This window comes from Longimicrobium terrae, from assembly GCF_014202995.1.
Taxonomy (GTDB): Bacteria; Gemmatimonadota; Gemmatimonadetes; order Longimicrobiales; family Longimicrobiaceae; genus Longimicrobium; species Longimicrobium terrae.
Window position 1 is genome coordinate 1 of record NZ_JACHIA010000028.1, and the last position, 18,434, is coordinate 18,434.

The 18,434-nt window shown below is 69.1% G+C and carries 13 protein-coding genes, 5 tRNA genes and 1 other RNA gene; 16 read left to right on the forward strand and 3 right to left on the reverse strand.

The features are described 5' to 3' along the window. Positions 1-94: 94 nt before the first annotated feature. Positions 95-1,924, reverse strand: a complete 1,830-nt coding sequence (locus HNQ61_RS26115; RefSeq protein WP_170035536.1) for a flavin monoamine oxidase family protein — start codon at positions 1,922-1,924, stop codon at positions 95-97. Between the two features lie 288 nt (positions 1,925-2,212). On the opposite strand from HNQ61_RS26115, the gene HNQ61_RS26120 reads away from it, so the two are divergent. The 14 genes from HNQ61_RS26120 to HNQ61_RS26185 all read left to right on the forward strand — a co-directional run bounded on the left by HNQ61_RS26120 (position 2,213) and on the right by HNQ61_RS26185 (position 15,077). Then, entirely contained in the window at positions 2,213-3,394 is a 1,182-nt protein-coding gene (locus HNQ61_RS26120; protein ID WP_170035537.1) for an acyl-CoA dehydrogenase family protein, read from the forward strand. 527 nt (positions 3,395-3,921) lie between these two features. After that, the gene (locus HNQ61_RS26125) at positions 3,922-6,276 is read left to right on the forward strand and encodes an Ig-like domain-containing protein (protein ID WP_170035538.1); all 2,355 of its coding nucleotides are present in this window, start codon (positions 3,922-3,924) and stop codon (positions 6,274-6,276) included. A 66-nt stretch (positions 6,277-6,342) separates the two neighbouring features. Further along, positions 6,343-6,882 (forward strand): hypothetical protein, encoded by a 540-nt coding sequence (locus tag HNQ61_RS26130; RefSeq protein ID WP_170035539.1) that lies wholly within the window; start codon positions 6,343-6,345, stop codon positions 6,880-6,882. 39 nt (positions 6,883-6,921) lie between these two features. After that, positions 6,922-7,530, forward strand: coding sequence for a hypothetical protein (locus HNQ61_RS26135; protein WP_170035540.1), 609 nt, complete (start codon positions 6,922-6,924; stop codon positions 7,528-7,530). Between the two features lie 93 nt (positions 7,531-7,623). After that, entirely contained in the window at positions 7,624-11,448 is a 3,825-nt protein-coding gene (locus HNQ61_RS26140; RefSeq protein WP_183685852.1) for a M6 family metalloprotease domain-containing protein, read from the forward strand. Further along, positions 11,448-11,975: a hypothetical protein gene (locus HNQ61_RS26145; RefSeq protein WP_170035542.1), complete on the forward strand. Its 528-nt coding sequence runs from the start codon at positions 11,448-11,450 to the stop codon at positions 11,973-11,975. The genes HNQ61_RS26140 and HNQ61_RS26145 overlap by 1 nt, the downstream gene beginning before the upstream one ends. Positions 11,976-12,048: 73 nt before the next feature. Next, positions 12,049-12,121 (forward strand) — tRNA-Lys (locus HNQ61_RS26150). Positions 12,122-12,166: 45 nt separating this feature from the next. Next, a tRNA-Arg gene (locus tag HNQ61_RS26155) sits at positions 12,167-12,240 on the forward strand. A 71-nt stretch (positions 12,241-12,311) separates the two neighbouring features. Then, positions 12,312-12,395 (forward strand) — tRNA-Leu (locus HNQ61_RS26160). Between the two features lie 32 nt (positions 12,396-12,427). Then, positions 12,428-12,511, forward strand: a tRNA-Leu gene (locus HNQ61_RS26165). A 39-nt stretch (positions 12,512-12,550) separates the two neighbouring features. After that, positions 12,551-12,909, forward strand: an RNA gene (gene rnpB, locus HNQ61_RS26170) — RNase P RNA component class A. 12 nt (positions 12,910-12,921) lie between these two features. Beyond that, positions 12,922-12,995: transfer RNA gene (locus HNQ61_RS26175), tRNA-Arg, on the forward strand. A gap of 151 nt (positions 12,996-13,146) precedes the next feature. Next, positions 13,147-14,421: an AAA family ATPase gene (locus tag HNQ61_RS26180; protein WP_170035543.1), complete on the forward strand. Its 1,275-nt coding sequence runs from the start codon at positions 13,147-13,149 to the stop codon at positions 14,419-14,421. Continuing rightward, a complete protein-coding gene (locus HNQ61_RS26185) occupies positions 14,421-15,077 on the forward strand; it encodes an RloB family protein (protein ID WP_170035544.1) in 657 nt (218 codons plus the stop codon). The genes HNQ61_RS26180 and HNQ61_RS26185 overlap by 1 nt, the downstream gene beginning before the upstream one ends. 261 nt (positions 15,078-15,338) lie before the next feature. On the opposite strand, the gene HNQ61_RS26190 is transcribed toward HNQ61_RS26185, so the two are convergent. Further along, positions 15,339-15,482: a hypothetical protein gene (locus tag HNQ61_RS26190; RefSeq protein WP_170035545.1), complete on the reverse strand. Its 144-nt coding sequence runs from the start codon at positions 15,480-15,482 to the stop codon at positions 15,339-15,341. A 457-nt stretch (positions 15,483-15,939) separates the two neighbouring features. On the opposite strand from HNQ61_RS26190, the gene HNQ61_RS26195 reads away from it, so the two are divergent. Next, positions 15,940-16,413, forward strand: a complete 474-nt coding sequence (locus HNQ61_RS26195; protein WP_184430784.1) for a PEGA domain-containing protein — start codon at positions 15,940-15,942, stop codon at positions 16,411-16,413. A 159-nt stretch (positions 16,414-16,572) separates the two neighbouring features. On the opposite strand, the gene HNQ61_RS26200 is transcribed toward HNQ61_RS26195, so the two are convergent. Next, positions 16,573-17,250: a spermidine synthase gene (locus HNQ61_RS26200; RefSeq protein ID WP_170035547.1), complete on the reverse strand. Its 678-nt coding sequence runs from the start codon at positions 17,248-17,250 to the stop codon at positions 16,573-16,575. A 738-nt stretch (positions 17,251-17,988) separates the two neighbouring features. Between HNQ61_RS26200 and HNQ61_RS26205 the strand changes: the two genes are divergently transcribed. After that, positions 17,989-18,408 (forward strand): Bor family protein, encoded by a 420-nt coding sequence (locus HNQ61_RS26205; RefSeq protein WP_170035548.1) that lies wholly within the window; start codon positions 17,989-17,991, stop codon positions 18,406-18,408. Positions 18,409-18,434: the final 26 nt, after the last annotated feature.

Sequence of the window (18,434 nt, forward strand, 5' to 3'; positions counted from 1 at the left end):
ACTCACGCACTCACGCACTCACGCACTCACGCACTCACGCACTCACGCACTCACGCACTCACGCACTCACGCACTCACGCACTCACGCACTTCCCTATACCGGTGGCGCGCCGACGGCCGCGGTGGCCCCGTCCGCCACGTAGTCGTACGTGCGCGGGTTCAACCGCGCGAACGGGCTCAGCGCCTGGGCCTGCAGCGTTCCGCCCAGCGAAACGGCCACGCCCGCCGCGGCGTTCAGGCCGGTCTGCAGCGCGTTCTCCACCCATCCACCCAGAAAGCCGATGCTGTCGCCCGCCAGGAACACACCGCTTTCCGACTTCTGCGCCGCCTTTTGAAAGTCGTAGAACAGCGACTGCACGTAGGCGTCCTGCCCGGGCTGGTTCAGCTTGAAGGCGCCGTAGAAGTACGGCTCGTTCTGCCAGTCGATCACCTGCGCCGTCCCCGGCACCAGGCTGTTCCGCACCACGGTGGCGAAGTCCGGTGAGATGGTGGCGAGGTCGCGAAGCAGAAGCTGCACGCGGTCGTCGGGTTTCAGCACCGTCTGCTGCTTCACCGAATCGTCCGCCCACGTGTAGCTGAAAAGGAGCGCGCCCGTGTTGGCCGCGGCCTGCGGGTAGATCAGCGTGTAGAAGTTTCGCAGCAGGGTGTCGCCCACCACGTTGCGCGGCCACGTGGAGCCGGTGGACGGGTCCGCGCCGGTCCAGAACGCCGACGTTTCCACAAACACCTTGGACGAGTTCTCCAGGTGCAGGCGCCGCACGGAATCCGCCACCGGCTCGGCCAGCGGCAGGCCGTGCCGGCTGTAGCCCAGCCCCATGGTGATTTCCATGGACCGGTGCGACGTGGCCACCACCACGCGGTCGAAGGTGGCCGACGAGCCGTCTTCAAAGCTGAGCCTGGCCTTGCCGCTGTTCATGGCGATTCCGCTCACCGGCATTCCGGTGCGCACGTGCTCGGACACGCTGGTCACCTTGCCGCCGGGCTGCGTGATCTTCTGCTTCATGAAGCCGTCCACGATGGACTGCACGCCGGTCACCAGTTCGTGCTGGTCTGAATCAACCGCGTTGATCACGAAGCGCATGATGTCCAGAAACGAGATGGGGAACAGCGGGCCGAATCCGCCGAACCCCGTGCCCAGCGCGCCAAAGAATTCCAGGTCCGTCTGGCTCCACCGTACCCCGCCGGGCGCCTTGTCATCCGTAAAGATGCGCACCACCGCCTCGTACAGGGTGCTGTTGACGAACGAGCCGATGTACGACGACCACGCCTGGACAATGGCGTGCTGGTTGGGCCCCGGATCGGAAAGCCAGCCGGTGATGTCGTTGGGCGCGGCGAGCTCAATGCTGCCGTCCGCGCTCCGGAAGCCGTTGTTCATGAAGGCGTCCCAGGCGCTTCCGCAGACCTTGTAGCTGGGCGGAAGCGTGTTCTGGCCGCCGGGGATGAAGGGGTACGTCTGGCTTTGAAAGGCGATGTAGGTGTTGTTGACGCCCGGATCGGGAAACATGTTCGCGTTGTCGTACACGATCTTGGACGCGCCCGAATCCGTGAAGATGCCCGAGTAGTAGTGCAGCACGTGCTCCGACGGCGTAAAACGCATGGCGCCCATCTCGAACACGTTGCCGTCGCCCGTGCTGGAGGGCGAGGTGAACAGCCGGCCGCCCACGCGGTCCGTGGCCTCGTACAGCGTCACGTTCATGCCGCAGCGCAGCAGCTCGTACGCGGCGGTGAGCCCCGCGCCGCCGGAGCCCACCACGGCCACGCTCAGGGCAGACGGATCGGAACTGAAGGTGGCGATGGCGTTTCCGGCGCCCTGCAGCCACTTCACGTAGTCCATGGCGGGAGTGTCCACGTACGTGAGCGGGGTGATGGCCGGATCGGGCGCGCTGCTGTCGCCGCTGCGCCGCAGGTTGGGGATGACGGGCATGAATCGTCGCTCCGGAGGAGGATGGGAGAGGGGATTCCGCCGGTGGGGCGGATGAATAAGAAATGACGTCTTCCGGATCTGTGCGCAAGGGTCGTAGCAGTCGCGCGGCCGCTCCGGCGGTGACGCGGGATGGCCCGCGCGAACGGGGGGAGAGGGAGGCGTGACGGCCGGCGCACGGGGGGCCGCGATCGGGTGCCACGGTTGCCGGGGCGGGGAAGCGGGTCTAGATTGACCGGCTTGCATTCTGTCAGGACGTACCGTTCAGAACCCCAACCCGAGCCGCAATTCATGGCCAGGTTTGAAGGCGTAGACTACTACGACATCGACGGGCTGCTCACCGAAGAGCAGCGCATGATCCGCGACACCGTGCGTCAGTGGGTGGATGAAAACCTGATGCCGGTGATCAACGACGCGTACGTCAACCGCTACCTGCCCAAGCAGCTGATTCCGGGGATGGCGGAGCTGGGCGTGTTCGGCGCCAACCTGCCGGAGGAGTACGGCTGCGCGGGGCTCGACAACATCTCGTACGGCCTGATCATGCAGGAGCTGGAGCGCGGCGACAGCGGCATCCGCTCGTTCGCCTCCGTTCAGGGCGCGCTCTGCATGTATCCCATCTACGCGTTCGGCAGCGAAGAGCAGAAGCACGAGTACCTGCCGCGCATGGCCGCCGGCGAGGTCATCGGCTGCTTCGGCCTCACGGAGCCCGACTTCGGCAGCAACCCGGGCGGCATGATCACCCGGGCGGTCAAGACGGACGACGGCTACGTGCTGAACGGCGCCAAGATGTGGATCACCAACGGCTCCACGGCCGACATCGCCATCATCTGGGCCAAGACCGGCGAGCTGAACGACAGCAAGAGCATCCGCGGCTTCATCGTCCCCACGAACACGCCGGGCTTCAGCGCCAAGGACCAGAAGGGCAAGCTGAGCCTGCTGGCGTCCGACACGTCGGAGCTGGTGCTGCAGGACGTGCACGTGCCCGAGTCGGCGCTGCTTCCCAAGAGCGGCGGCCTCAAGAGCCCGCTCATGTGCCTGACGCAGGCGCGCTACGGCATCAGCTGGGGCGCCATCGGCGCGGCCATGGCGTGCTATGACGAGGCGCTGCAGTACGCGACCAACCGCGAGATGTTCGGCCGGCCGCTGGGCGGAACGCAGATCCAGCAGGTGCGCCTGGCGGAAATGCTGACCGAGATCACCAAGGCGCAGCTGGTGGCGTGGCGGCTGGGAACGCTCAAGGAGGCCGGCACCATGCGGCCCGAGCAGGTTTCGCTCGCCAAGCGCAACAACGTCAATATGGCCACCGAGGTGGCGCGTGAGGCGCGGCGCCTGCTGGGCGGCAACGGCATCCTGATCGAGTACCAGTCCATGCGCCACATGGCCAACCTGGAATCGGTCTACACGTACGAGGGCACGCACGACGTCCACGGCCTGATCCTGGGCCAGGACATCACCGGCATCGCCGCGTACTGATCTCCGGCTTCGTATTGACGAGATGACGGGGGCGCGCTCTGCGGAGCGCGCCCCCGTTTCTCTTTCCGTCCATCCACACTGGGTCGATGACTCGACCTCCGCGGCTCCGTCCGCCGTCCACCGGCTCCGCGGGACAGGTGGAGCCGCGGATCCCGCAGCACGCCGCGCCATGATCGCGATCGGGTGGGCGATGCGTGGTGGATGATCGTCGCCGCCCGCGGCCAGGCGCCGGCTGGATGCCCGGCGGCGGCGCGTTTCATCAACCCGTTCCCGCCGGATGGGAGGGCCGAAAGAACGCGCTTCCGGACCGGGGGGAAATCTTGTATTCTTTTCCGCCGCCCGCGCGTTCTCTGAAACTGTCGCAGTGCCGCCTTTCCCGGGCGCGATCCACTGGACATTCACGGCCGGCGCGGTTATCCTGACGTCCGCTGTTCCGCACCTTTGTAGCAGATTTCCGCTGGCTTTGCCGGGCTGCTGGTGTCCGGCTCCCGCGCAGTTCCCTCCCGCAGTCGCCACTGAACCGAATCGTGATCAAGCAATCCAGGACGATCTCGCGCGTCGCCGTGCGGGCCTGCGCCGCGCTGGTGCTCGTCGTTCTCGCCGCGTGCCCCGGGGGTGACGGCGGCGGCGGCACGGGGCCGGACACCCGCGTACGGCAGGTGGTGGTCACCGCGCCCAGCCCGTCGGTGGAGGCGGGGGCCGCGGTTCAGCTGTCCGCGTCCGCGCGCAACGCCGCCGGCGCGGCGGTGGGCGGATCGTTCACGTGGACCAGCAGCAACAGCGCCGTCGCCGCCGTGGCCGCCAACGGCGAGGTGCAGGGCGCCGCGCCCGGAACGGCCACCATCACCGCGACCGAAACCGGGTCCGGCGTCGCGGGCAGCATGGGCGTGACGGTGGTGCCCGCCGCGGTGCAGTCCGTGGTGGTGGACCCCGCGGCCGCCTCCATTCAGCTGGGCCGCACGCAGAACCTGACCGCGACGCTGCGCGATGCGCGCGGCGGGGTGCTCACCGGCCGCGCCGTGGCGTGGACCACCAGCAATCCCGCCATCGCCACGGTCAACGGCGCGGGCGTGGTGACGGCGACGGGCGTGGGCGGGCCGGTGACCATCACCGCCAACGCCGAGGGCCGCAACGGCACCGCGCAGATCACCGTGCTCCCGGTGCCTATCGCCACCCTCACCATCATCCCGACGGGGCCGCACACGCTCACACCGGGCGCCACCCTCATCCTGAACGCCGTCGCCTACGACGCCCAGGGGAATGCGCTCTCCGGCCGCGCGCTGTCTTGGACGAGCGCCAACCCCGCCGTCGCGTCCGTCAGCGGTACCGGCGTGGTGTCAGCGGTCGCCCTGGGCGGGCCCGTGGCCATCACCGCCACCTCGGAAGGGGTGAGCGCCACCGTGCAGGTGACCGTGGCGCTCCCGCCGGTGGCCACCGTAACCGTGAGCCCGGCGCAGCAGACGCTCGCCCCTGGGGCAACCTTTCAGTTCACGGCCGTGGCGCGAGACGCGCTGGTGAACCCGCTCACCGGCCGCGCCGTCACCTGGACCACCGCCAACCCGGCGTTCGCCACCGTGTCGGCCACCGGGCTGGTGACCGCCCATAGCGAAGGCCAGGTAACGGTGACGGCCACCGTGGAGGGGCGCAGCGGCACCGCGCTCATCACCGTGACGCCGGCCCCCATTGCCACCCTCGCCATCACCCCCGCGGGGCCGCACACGCTGGTGCCGGGCGCCACCCTCACGCTGAACGCGGTCGCCCGCGACGCCGCGGGGAACGCGCTCACCGGCCGCTCGCTGTCGTGGACCAGCGGAAACCCCGCCGTGGTATCCGTCAGCGGAACCGGCGTGGTGACCGGGGTCGCCACGGGCGGGCCCGTGGCCGTTACCGCCACCTCGGAAGGGGTGAGCGCCACCGTGCAGGTGACCGTGGCGCCGGCGCCGGTGGCCACCGTCTCGGTCACTCCCCCGCAGGACACCGTGGAACTGAGGGAGAGCATTCAGTTTGCCGCCGTGGCGCTGGACGCGGGGGGGCGGCCGCTCACCGGCCGCGCCGTCACCTGGACCATCTCCGACCCGCTGATCGCCACCGTGTCCCCGTCCGGGGCGGTGACCGGCCAGGCGGTGGGCCGGGCGACGGTGATGGCCACCGTCGAGGGGCACACCGGCACCGCGCTGATCACCGTCATTCCGCGCCAGGCGGCGGCCGTGACCGTGGACCCGCGCTTCCTGCCGCTGGACGCGGGACAGAGCCGCAGCTTGCGCGTGTCGGCCGTGGACGCGGCGGGGGCCGCCATCCTTTCGCCCATCGTCCGGTTTGTTTCGTACGGAGCCGAGGCCTCGGTGAACCCCCTGGGGCTGGTGACCGCCAACTTCACGGGCCAGACGTTCGTGATCTCTTCCGTGGACCATACCTCCGACACGACCTTCGTGGCGGTGCTCGGGGAGGGCAGCCTGCTTTCCACCGCCTTCGCCAACGGCCAGGTGCGGCCGGACGTGCGCCCCGGCACCGTGGTGGAGATCCCGGTGATCCTGGACATGAGCCGGGCCAGCCCCGCGGGCGACCTTGGTTCCGTGCAGGGCCACCTGCGGTACGACGTGGACGTTCTGGAATTCCAGAGCGCGCAGTCGGACCTCGCCGGCTCCGTCGAAATCAATGCGCCCGCGGCGGGGATCGTGAACTTCGCGTTCGCCGGTACCGCGCCGCAGGGGCGGCCGGTCTTTACGGTGCTGACCGTGAGGCTCCGGGTGCTGGCGGCGGCACCGGTGGGAAGGTATTCGGCGCTCTCCCTTTTTTACTCGGCGCTTCCCACGAGCACCACGTTCCAGAACTTCGTCCTTCCCACCTCCGTGAGCGGGCGGGTGCGGGTCGTGGCGCCTTGAGCATGTCAGGCCCGGGCCGGCGCATTTCCGCGCGCGGCCCGGGCGTTCTTTGAAAAGGAGTCCTGGATGATGAACGGAATTCGCGGAGTGCGGGCGGGCGCGGCGGCGCTGGCGCTGGGAACGGCGCTGGCCGGGTGCGGCGACCTGCTGGGCACGGAAAACCGGAAGCCGGAAGAGCCGCCCATCACCTTTGACGAGCCGGGGATCTACCCGGTGCTCGTCGTCGCGCGGCAGACGGCGGACTCGGCCACGCTGGAGCTGCACCTGAAGCGGGTGCGCGTCACCGAGCGGGTGGCCAGCTTTCAGGGCGAGCTGAAGTTCAACGCGGCCGCGCTGGCGCTGGGCGGCGTGCGCGTGGCGGACGGCATCACCGGCGCCACGAACGAGACGCAGGCCGGCACCCTGCGCTTTGCCGGCGTGGCCACGTCGGGGATCGACGGCAGCGCGGTGCTGACGCTGTCGTTCGCCACGCACGCCCCGGTGACGGCGGAATCGTTCGAGCTGGACGTGGAAGAGATCGTCGCCAGCGACGACTTCATGAACCTGGCCCCGCGCCTTCAGATGCAGGGACGCCACCCGCGGCTCACCCGCACGCCGCTGCAGTAAGCCACCCCCGGCCACGCCGGGATGAACGCGGGATCGGGAATGGGAACTGGGATCAGGAGCCGCGCGTCGCGGTTCGGCACGGCGGGGTTGATGGCGATGGGGCTCTCCGCCCCCGCCGGCGCCGCGCCGCGCGCGATCGGGGAGCCGGGGGCGCTCATCGCGGAGCGTTGGATCGGGACGCCGCTCATCGAGACACGTCCGATGGAGACGCGGTCCGCACAGCCGCGGCCGGCGCGCCAGGAAGCCGGCATCTACCCCGTCCTCGTCGTGGTGGATGAGACGGCGGCGGGCGCCACGGTGGAGCTGCACCTCAAGCGGGTGGACGTCGCCGAGCGCATCGCCAGCTACCAGGGCGAGCTCGTGTACGATCCGGCCGCGCTCACCGTGTCCGCCGGGCGCATCCCCGCGGGGATCACGGGAAGCTGGAACGAGACCCGCCGCGGCACCCTGCGCTTTGCCGGCGTGGCCGTGGCCGGGATCGAGGCCGGCCCCGTGCTGACGCTGACCGTGGTCACCACCCGGCCCCTCGCCGCGGAGGCCTTCCGGCTGCGGATGGAGGAAGTAGTGTCCGCCACCGGCTTCGGCGACCTGGCCCCCCGGCTTCGCCAGGACGGCGCGCACCCCGCGCTCTCCCGCACCCGGCCGTAACGCCGCCCGTCACACACCCGCGCCGGGGCGACCGTGCCCCGCGCGCCCGCAGACTACACGACCGTCCTTATCATCCGCAGGAAAGGTGACCCCTTGAACGTCCCGGTGACCCCCCTTGTCCGCCGATGCGCCTCGCTGGCCGCCGCCGCCGCGCTGCTGCTGGCCCCCGCGCTGCACGCGCAGGACGTGCTGCAGCAGGGGCGCGCGTTTGGAATCGAGCCGTCCGCCGAAGTGCATCAGCTGCTGCGCGCGCAGCCGGGCGCGTACGAGTTCCGGCGCGCGTGGCGCAACAAGGTGCAGCTGATTCGCCAGGAGCGCCGCCGCGTGGAAGCCGCGCAGCGCGGGCCGCTGCTGTCCGCCAGCGCGCTGCAGGCGGCGGGCGCGGCCGTCACCGGCACCCTGCGCATTCCCGTGATCGCGGGGCGCCCCTCGGACAAGGGCGAGCCGTACACCGCGGCGCAGTACCAGGCGCGCCTGTTCGGCGACGGGGCGGGGGCGTACACCGCCAAGTCGTTCTACCGCGAGATGTCGCGCGGGGTGTTCACCATGGACGGTACGGTGACGTCGTGGATCCCCCTGCCGCAGCCCTCGGCGTACTACGATCCGTCCGTCTCCACCGACGACACCTTCGGCCGCACCTTCGAGTTCCTGCGCGACGCGCTGACCGGCGCCGACCCGGCCATGGACTTCGGCCAGTTCGACAACGACGGCCCCGACGGACGCCCCAACTCCGGTGACGACGACGGCTACGTGGACGCCGCGGCGTTCATCTACCCGTCCTACGGCAAGGCGTGCGGCGGCCCCGGCATCTGGCCGCACCGCTACGCCTACTCCGCCTACACCGGCGGCGTGGCCTTCAGCACCAACGACGTGGCGGCGCGGGGCGGCACCATCAAGGTGGACGACTACCTGATCCAGGGCGGCCTGGAGTGCGACGGCACCAGCCTGATGGCCATCGGCACCTTTTCGCACGAGATGGGGCACGCGCTGGGGCTGCCGGACCTGTACGACACCCAGGGCCCCACGCAGGGGCTGGGCGAGTGGGACCTGATGGCGTCCGGCAACTACCGCGTGGCGGCCTCGCCCGCGCACATGGGCGCGTGGTCCAAGGACTTTCTGGGATGGGTCAACGTCGAAACGCTGGCGGGGACGCGCACCGCGCTCACCCTGGCCCCGGTGTACGACGCGGGGCGGGTGCTGCGGTACAACCTTCCCGGCACGCGCGAATACTTTCTGATGGAGCACCGCCGCCCGGTGGGTTCCGACGCGTTCATCCGCGGCTCCGGGCTGCTGGTGTACCACGTGGACGACGCCATCGTCGAGGCACGCAGCAACAGCAACCGGGTGAACTACGGGGCCGTGCACGGGGTGGACCTGGAGGAAGCGGACGGGCTGGACCATCTGGACCGGGCGACGGGCGGCAACCGCGGCGACGCGGGCGACCCGTTTCCCGGCACGGGTGCGCGCGCCACCTTCGGCGACGCCACCTACCCCTCCAGCCGCACCAACGGCGGCGTGTCGACCGGATTCGAGATCCGCGGGCTCACCTACACGGGCGGCGTGCTCACCTTTGACGTGCAGGCGGGCAGCCCCAGCACGCCGGTCTCTACGATCACCCTCACCCCGGCGTCGGCCACCCTGGCCACGGGAACCACGCGCCAGTTCAACGCCACCCTGCGCGACGCGGCGGGCAACGCCCTCGCCGGGCGCGCCGTCACGTGGAGCAGCGACGCGCCGGCCCTTGCCACCGTGTCGGCCAGCGGCTTGGCGACGGGCGTGGCGGCGGGCGGCCCCGTCACCCTTTCCGCCACGGCGGAAGGCGTCACGGCGCGCGCGACCGTCACGGTGACCACCGCGCCCGTGGTGGGCACGCTTCTCACCAGCGGCGTGCCGGTGGCCGGGCTGTCGGGCGCCAGCGGGAGCGAGGCGCTGTACCGCATCGCCGTTCCCGCGGGGGCCACCTCGCTCGTGGTCACCACGTCCGGCGGCTCGGGCGACGCAGACCTGTACGTGCGCCGCGGCGTCGTCCCCTCGGGATCGACGGCGGACTGCTCGTCCGAGGGGGGCACCACCACCGAGCAGTGCACCATCACCAATCCGGGCGCGGGCGACTGGTACATCGCGCTGCGCGGCTTCAACACGTTCTCGGGCGTGACGCTCCTGGCGCGGGTGACCGCCGCGTCCGGCATCCTGGCGCTGGGCGACTCGGCCGTGGGCCAGATCGCCACCGTGGGCGGGGCCAGCAACTTTCCCCTGGCGCTCACCGCCGGGAACGTGATCGACATCGGCGCGTTCCGGACCGCCGGGACGGGCTTTTCCGCCTACGTGGAGCTGTTCACCCCCGCCGGAGCGCTGGCGGCCTCGGGCGAGGTGGAGCGCGCGGGCGGATCGTGGATCCTGCCCCGCTACACGGTTCCCGCCACGGGCACGTACACCGTGCGGGTGCGCGACTATCCCCGCAGCAGCGGCCAGTATACGGGCAGCTTCCGGCTGCGCACCCGCCGGTCCGGCGTGGTGCTGGCCTTGGCGGAAGTCATCGACCCGCGCTTCGTCCCCCGCGGCTCGGCCCCGCAGCGCGACTCGGTGTGGGTGTACAACGCGGGAAGTCCGGGGACCGCCACCTTCACGGCGACCCGGATCGGCGGCGCCCCGTGGCTCGCCGTGAACGTGCTGGGATCCATCAACGCCGGGGCGCCCCTGTCGTCCACCGCGCCGGTGCAGGTGCGCACGCGCGGCCTGCCGCTGGACCGGGAACGCGCGGTGCAGCTGGCCGCGGCGGAGCCCCGCCCGGCGCCCGCGGGCGCGGTGGCGGTGGAAGTGGTGATGACCCCCGGCAGCCTGGCGGAGGGCTACTACTACGACGACATCCTGATCGGCGTGGCCGGTGACGTGTGGAACACGGGGATGCTGTTGCCGGCGGACCTGCGGCTGCACTCGCCCGAGGCGCGCACCCTCAACACCACCGTCCCGGCGTATCCGGGCACCATGGCGCGCGGCCCGGCCGGCGAGCTGGTGATGGCGAGTGGAAACGGGCTGGTGCGCATCGACCCGGCGACGGGCGCGGCGACGCCCTGGGTGGCCTCGCTCTCCACTGACCTGGGCGGGATGGAATTCACCGCGGACGGCACGCTGGTGGTGGCGGACGTGGCGGGGCGGCGGGTGCTGCGGGTACGCCCGGACGGCACCTGGACCCCGGTGTCCGTCGGCACGCAGCCGGTGCTGGATGTGGCGGTGCTCCCGGACGGAACGGTGTTCGCCGCGGCGGGCCCCAACCTTTGGCGCGTGGCGCCCGGGGCGTCCACCGGAACGCAGGTGCTGGCCACCGCGCGGACGTGGTTCGCCTCCTCGCTCGTGTTCAACCCGGCAGACGGCTGGGTGTACTACACGACCTCCACCACCCTGCGCCGCTTCAACCCCGTCACCGGGGGGGACGAGGCACGCGGGGGGGCGCTCCCCGGCGGCGCGCTGCTGAACCTGGTGGTGGGGCGCAGCGGGCGGCTGTACGGCGCGGAAGACGATTTCTACGGCGGCGGCATCCTGGTGCTTGAAACCACGGGGGCGGTGGCGGGCCACCTCTGGGGGCCGGGAACGGGCTTCGGCATCGCGGTGGGGAACGGGGTGCTGTACGGCAGCTCCTTCTTCCTGAGCGACCAGGTGTGGAGCCTGCCGCTGGCCGACGCCCCGGCGGGAACCACCAGCGTGGCCGGTGACGCCAACGGGGATGGGGCGATCACGGCGCAGGACGCGCTGGGCGTGCTTTCCTCGGTAGTGGGGCGCACCCTGCCCGCCGGGTGGAACATGGCCGTGGGCGGCGACGCCAACTGCGACGGCCAGGTGACGGCGGTGGACGCGCTGGTCATCCTGTCCAAGGTGGTGGCCCGCGACGTGTCGCGGTTCTGCGTGGGGACGGCCCGCTGATGCGCATGCGGTGCGCGGGGGTGATGGCGGCGGCGCTGCTGCTGGGCGGGTGCCCCGCCTCCCCGCCCGCGGCCGCCCCCGTGCCGGTGGCGGCGCCCGCGCGCGGGGAGCGGCCCGGCCACTACCAGGGCGTGGTGATCCAGGTGTCTGGCGGGGGCGCGGCGGACACGGCGCGGGTGTCGTTCGCGGCGAACTGGCGGCGCGTTGCGGACGGGGCGGATTCGGTGTGGGCCTTTACGGCCCAGCCCGCCGGGGGCGGCTGGTCGGCGTACGGCCGCCGCCAGGGCGATTCGCTGGTGTGGGCGCTCACGCGGAGGGCGGGTGACGCGGGAACGGTGCGCGAGTTCGCGGGGCCCGTGGCGGCCAACGGGACCGTGCGCGGATGCGCGCGCCCCCCGCGCGGCGGCCGGTGGACGGGCGGGCGGGGCGGGGAGTACGGCGCCTTTGCCCTGGCCCCCGTGGGCGAGCCCTTTCCCTCGGTGGCGCAGGTGCCGCTGGCGGCGTGCGCGGCGGCGGCGGGGCGCTGACCCCGTGGGAAAGCCCGCCCGGGGTTGACCGATGGGCCCGGGCGGTGTACATTCTCCCTCCTGCCGCTGAAACGCACCGATAGCTCAACTGGCAGAGCAGGGGACTCTTAATCCCAAGGTTGTAGGTTCGATTCCTACTCGGTGCACTGGTGCCTCGGCCCCGGTGGGTGGGGAGCGAGAGCAGTGATTGTGCGCCCGTAGCTCAGCTGGATAGAGCGTCTGACTACGGATCAGAAGGCCGGGAGTTCGAATCTCTCCGGGCGCACCTTGAGCGGGGCGGGCCAGCACGGCCGCGGTCGCTTTTCGGAGAAGGCGGGTTGGTTCGGCGACGGTTCTGCTCCTGTGGCGGAATTGGTAGACGCGCTAGATTCAGGATCTAGTGGGCGCAAGCTCGTGGAGGTTCGAGTCCTCTCGGGAGCACTGTCGCGGAAAGCACACCCATCCGGCTCCGTGCCCAGGTGCTGAAACTGGTAGACAGGCCAGACTAAGGATCTGGTGCCTTAACCGGCGTGGAGGTTCGAGTCCTCTCCTGGGCATATCATCAAGCAGGTGTGGTTTTGACAATTCGGGTAGCGGGAGGCGAGTGAGGATCGCGGCGCCATTCGTGGCGGCGAGGAAAGTCCGAGCTCCACAGGGCAAGGGTGCCGGCTAACGGCCGGGCGTCGTGAGGCGACGGAAAGTGCAACAGAAAACAGACCGCCGATGGCCTTCGGGCTCAGGCAAGGGCGAAACGGTGCGGTAAGAGCGCACCGCGCGGCTGGCAACAGTCCGTGGCATGGCAAACCCCACCCGGAGCAAGGTCAAGCAGAGGCAAGGAGCGGCCCGTTCCATTTGAGCCTCGGGTAGGCTGCTGGAGGCCGGCGGCAACGTCGGTCCTAGAGAAATGATCCTCCCCCGGCAACGGGGACAGAACTCGGCTTATTCGCCTCCACATCCCGGTACATGCGCGCTCGTAGCTCAGCTGGATAGAGCGCTAGCCTCCGGAGCTAGAGGTCACAGGTTCGAATCCTGTCGGGCGCATGAACGAAGAACCCCATCGCGAGTCATCGCGGTGGGGTTTTTCGCGTTCCCAGGTTTGCGATCCTGTACTTCTGGTGTGCATTCATGCACATTCCCTGCAGGAAAAGCGTTGAGACTGCATTGCCACTGTACTCATGATCCCCGTCCGCCTGTGCTGATCCGCTTTCGCGTCGAGAACTTTCGCTCCATCCGCGACGAGCAGGAGCTTTCTCTCGTGGCGTCGCCGCTTTCGGAGCACACCGAGACGCTGGTGCACGCCGATCGCTACGAGATCGACCTGCTGCGCACGGCCGCCATTTACGGCCCGAATGCGTCCGGAAAGTCCACCGTGTTCCTTGCGCTGGAATTCATGCAGGCAGCGGTGGAGGACTCGCACCGCATCTGGGCGCCGGACAGGGGCGTCCCCCGCACGCCGTTCGCCCTGGATCCGGCGGCGGCGGCAGAGCCGTCGTTGTTTGCGGTGGATCTTCTGCTGGACGGAGTTCGTTACGAATACGGTTTCGTCGTGGATTCGACGCACGTTCACGAAGAGTGGCTGTACGCGTACCCCAACGGACGCAAGCAGGAATGGTTCACCCGGGACGCATCACGGGCGCCGGAGTTTACGTTCAGCCGGAATCTCAAGGGAGAGAATCGCACGATCGCCAGATTTACCCGGCCGAACAGCCTGTTTCTTTCGGTTGCTGCGCGGAACAATCATCCAATGCTCGACCGCGTCTATGCGTGGTTCGGGTCTGGCCTGTTCATGGTGAGCGAAAGCTCCCGGGCTCACCTTGATCTCGCCGGGTTCAGCATCTGCCAGAACGAACAACTTGGGTCTGATCTCCTCAGAATCCTTGAACTCGCGGATCTCGGCATCAGCGGCCTCGAGGTGGTGGAGGGGGACATGAGCGCGTATGCCAGCCGGCTCGGGCTGAAGGCCGCCGACCCGGAGCTTCCCGTTCCCCCGTTTTCACCTCGTCCCGCGACAACCGTGCGTCTCAGGCATCGTGCGGGGGCCGGGGAAGACGTAGCTCTGCCGTTCGAGCAGGAGTCGCAGGGCACGCAGACCCTCTTCGCCATGGCCGGGATCATCATGGCGGTGCTAGGGACCGGCGGCGTGATGGTGGTTGATGAACTCGATCGCAGCCTGCATACGCACCTTGCCCTGAGCATCATACGGATGTTCACGAATCCGGAGACCAATCCGAACAACGCGCAACTGATCTTCAACACTCACGATACCAATCTGCTCGACACGTCGATCCTGCGGCGGGATCAGATCTGGTTTACGGAGAAGGGGCAGGACGGCGCGACGCGGCTGTTTCCGCTCACGGATTTCCGCGCGCGCAAGCACGAGAATCTGGAGCGCGGATACCTGCAGGGGCGGTACGGCGCCGTACCCGCCATCGGTGAACCGAATCTCGGGCTCACCGCGGGGGATTGATGGCCAGGCGCGACGCTCGCCGGGACTCCGGCCGGGCCCTTCAGCGCAGGGGGCCGACGCGTGATCCGCTTCCTTATATCCTCGTGGTGTGCGAGGGAAAGGTGACGGAGCCTCAGTACATCAACGGGTTCAAGATCGCGCACGGTGTAACGACCGTGCGGCTGGACATTCACTCATCCAGCGGCAATCCGCTCGGGCTGGTGGAGCGCGCGATTGAACTGCGCGACGAGTCGGTCCGCGATGCGCGCCGCGCGGATGATGAGAATCTGGCCTACGACCAGGCGTGGTGCGTCGTGGACGTGGACGAACATCCGCGGCTGGACGAAGCGCGCGCTCTGGCCGCCCGGAGCAGGATTGAGCTTGCCGTATCCAATCCCTGCTTTGAACTCTGGCTGCTGCTGCACTTCGCGGATCAAACCGGCCATCTGTCGTGCAGCGCCGCCGTCACCGCGCTCAGGCGGCACCTGTCCGGGTACGACAAGCACCTGCGATTCGGTGATCTCGCGAACGGATACGAGGATGCGGTGCGCAGGGCCAGGGCGCTCGACAAGAACCAGGAAAAGCATGGCGCAGCCGGCGGCAATCCATCCACCGGCGTTCATGGGCTGATGGAGTGCATCCGCCAGAACGGCCAGTCCGCTCGGTTGGAACGCTAGCCTCCGGAGCTAGAGGTCACAGGTTCGAATCCTGTCGGGCGCATGTTCGTACACGAAAGCCCCGCCGTAACATACGGCGGGGCTTTCGTGCGTCTGGATCTTCCGTTCCTGCCGGTGGTCACGCATGTGGCACGGGCTCACCGCGTGCTCACCGGCTCTCCACCACCGCGGAACAGCGTCCGTGGATCGTCATCCGTCCAGATCGCCCGCGCTTCGTATTCAATCCGCGCTTCGATTTCGCGCATGACGTGATCGGCGAGGTCAGGTCTTGAGGTTGTTGCCGCCGTTGATGGAGTCGTTCTTGTTCTTGTTGATGGCAACCGTAAGCGTCAGAGCGGCCATGTCGCCGAAGACCGAGAGCTTGGGTTTTACGTACGGCTGGCGCGGCGGGGTGGTCTCGGACATGGAACGTCTCCTGGGCGGCATGAAGGTGGGGCCGGATGAGAAGCCGTGCTTCGCCATGCAGATGCGCGTCAGTCCGCGCCGTTCAGCTGGGGAGCGGGCCTCGGCACAGTGACGGGTGCATTCAGCACCCGTCACATCTATCCCGGTTGCTGGCCAGGCGCTGTACCTCCTGGGCTCGGCTCCGGGATCGATAGCCGCCCGCTGGGTCGTGCGGGTGTCTACCGCTCCCACCCGGCCACTGCTCTTGCTTCTTCATGTCGGACCGTTTAGCATACCCGCCCGCAGCTACCTGCCCTCGCGCACCTCTGCATCCCCGTCGCGACAGCGGACGCGCCCGTAGCACGTTGTAGCACCCGCACTAATCTGGCATTCCTTGCTGCCCGCCTTCACGCGAAGGCGGATCAACCGGAAGGGACTGATCTCTCCGGTACTTACCACCCCTCCATGTGGGGATACCTTGATTCACCGCTCCATCTCCCGCCTCGTAGTGGGCGCCAGCATCCTCGGCCTGGCCGCCTGCGGCACCATCATGCAGGGCAGCAAGCAGGGCATTGCGATTTCGTCCACCCCGTCAGGCGCCCGCCTCTTCGTGGACGGCCAGGAAGCCGGGATCACCCCCGCGATCTACCAGATGCCCCGCAAGGGAACGCACGTCGTCCGCATCGAAATGGACGGATACCAGCCGTATGAACTGCCGATCACGAGATCGGTGAGCGGCTGGGTTGCCGGCAACCTGGTTTTCGGCGGACTGATTGGCCTTGCCGTGGATGCCAGCACCGGCGGTATGTACAAGCTGTCGCCCGATCAGGTTACGGCTACGCTGCAGCCCGTTCGCGCGGCTTCGGATGGCCAGGGTGGCGCCATTCAGGTCGTCATGGTGCAGCAGGCCAGTCCCCTCTGGGAGAAGGTCGGTCAGCTCCAGCCGGAGTAACGCCGACCCCGAGCCCGGCTCTCCGCCGCAGTGGGGAGACTGAGCGCGAGTCGCTTGGCCACCGGATTCAATCATCCTGTTGAACGACCGGATACACAGGAGGCGCCACTCGCGATTGCGGGTGGCGCCTCTCGTTCGCTCCTCGTCCGCGCGAGACGGCTACTTCGCCGCCACCCGCGCGATCAGGAGGGTGTGGCGCGGGCCGGATTTGCCGGCGTGGGCGGGGACGCGGAGTTCATCGACGGTGAGGCCCAGCTTGCGGAGAAGCGCGGCGAACTGCGGCTCCTCCTCCGCGGACCAGTAGGCCAGGCGGCCGCCGGGGCGCAGAGCCGCCATCGCGGTGCGCACACCGTCCGCGCGGTAGAGGGCCGCGTTGCCGCCGGTGGTGAGCGCGCCCGCGCCGTTATCCACGTCCAGCATGATGGCGTCGTACTGGCCGCGGCCGTCGCGCAGCACGTTGGCCACGTCGTCCAGGCGCAGGTCCACGCGCGGGTCGGCGAGCGCACCGGCGGCCAGCGGGTACTCGGGATTGCGGTTCCAGTCGATGATCCCCTCCACGATCTCCGCCACCACCACCGACGCGTCCGCCGGCAGCACGCGCAGCGCCGCCTTGAGCGTGAACCCGAAGCCCAGCCCGCCGATGAGCACGCTCGCCCCGGCCGTGTCGCGAAGCGGAAGGCAGACGCGCTCCGCCAGCTGCTCCTCGGAATGAAAGCGGCGCGTGTTCATCAACTCCACGTTGTTTACGCGGATGGCGTAGGCGCCGTCGTGCCGGTACAGCGTCAGCACGGTGCCGTCCGGCGCGGCCGCCTCGCCCAGCCGTTCAACTCGCTTCATCAACAGAATGGGATCGGGGATGTCGGCATCGTGACCGATTCTCGGGCGCTCACGATCTGAGTGGCAATATCCGCCGCCGCAGTCCATTCAGGCAACAGCGCCCGGCGGTTCGGGTGATGGGCCGCCGTTCATCTCCGCGGAGCAACATCATCGGGGCTGACGATCGTCGTAGCAGATTCGCTCCGCGCGGGTCGCATGGCGGGGCGCCTCCACGGAAGCGGACCATCCGTGGACCTCTTCATCGAGTCGCGCCAAACGGGATGGCGCCTTCCGAACGATGGCGGAAAACCCAGGTACTGCGCCGGAAGTGAGGGGGAATACTCTCCTTGCGGAAACCGTTCTTTCCAGCAATGTTTCTGGCCGCTGAGCAGTCCTGGCGCGACACTTCGTGCAACAGGTGGACGGGCCGCAGTCTCAACTGCTACACATCCAGGACGCGCCCCGGCAACTCTCCCACATCCGCCTCGCTGCCGCATTCCTGTCCTGACTTGAATCTGACGGTCCGCGCTGAACCTCCCGCCCATCCGGGCGATCGCATCACATCCGCGAGACCGGAACGCCCTCTGTCCGCCGCGCGAGCCACCCGCTACGGCACCTGCTTCCATTCCGGCGTCCGGCTCGCCCGCGCCGGCTGACGCACCCACGCTCTACGCCAGACATAAGGCAGACCCGCAGTGTCTGCTCCACCGCCGCTCCCCCTCAGGCAGCGGCATCTCACCTCCCGTTTTTTTGAGAACCATGCGCATCAAGTCTCACCTGCTCGCCGCCCCCGCCCTCGTCTTTGCCCTCGACGGCTGCTACCACGCCACAGTCGATACGGGCCGCACCCCGAACGGTGTCGAAGTCAAAAAGGAGTGGGCGCACTCCTTTATCGCTGGCCTGGTGCCGCCCTCCACGGTGGAAACCGCCTCGCAGTGCCCGAACGGCGTCGCGAAGGTGGAGACGCAGCAGTCGTTTCTGAACCTGGTGGCGAACGTCCTGACGGGGGGCATCTACTCGCCCATGACGATCACCGTGCAGTGCGCCGGCGCGACGGCGATGAACCTGGACGCCCCCGTGCTGCAGGCCACCTCCACCGACGCCGCGGCGACGATGAACCGCGCCGTCGAAGTGGCGAGCGAGACCGGTGAAGCCGTGTACGTCCGCTTCGGCCGGTAAGCACCGGGCGGATGGGGAAATGCTGG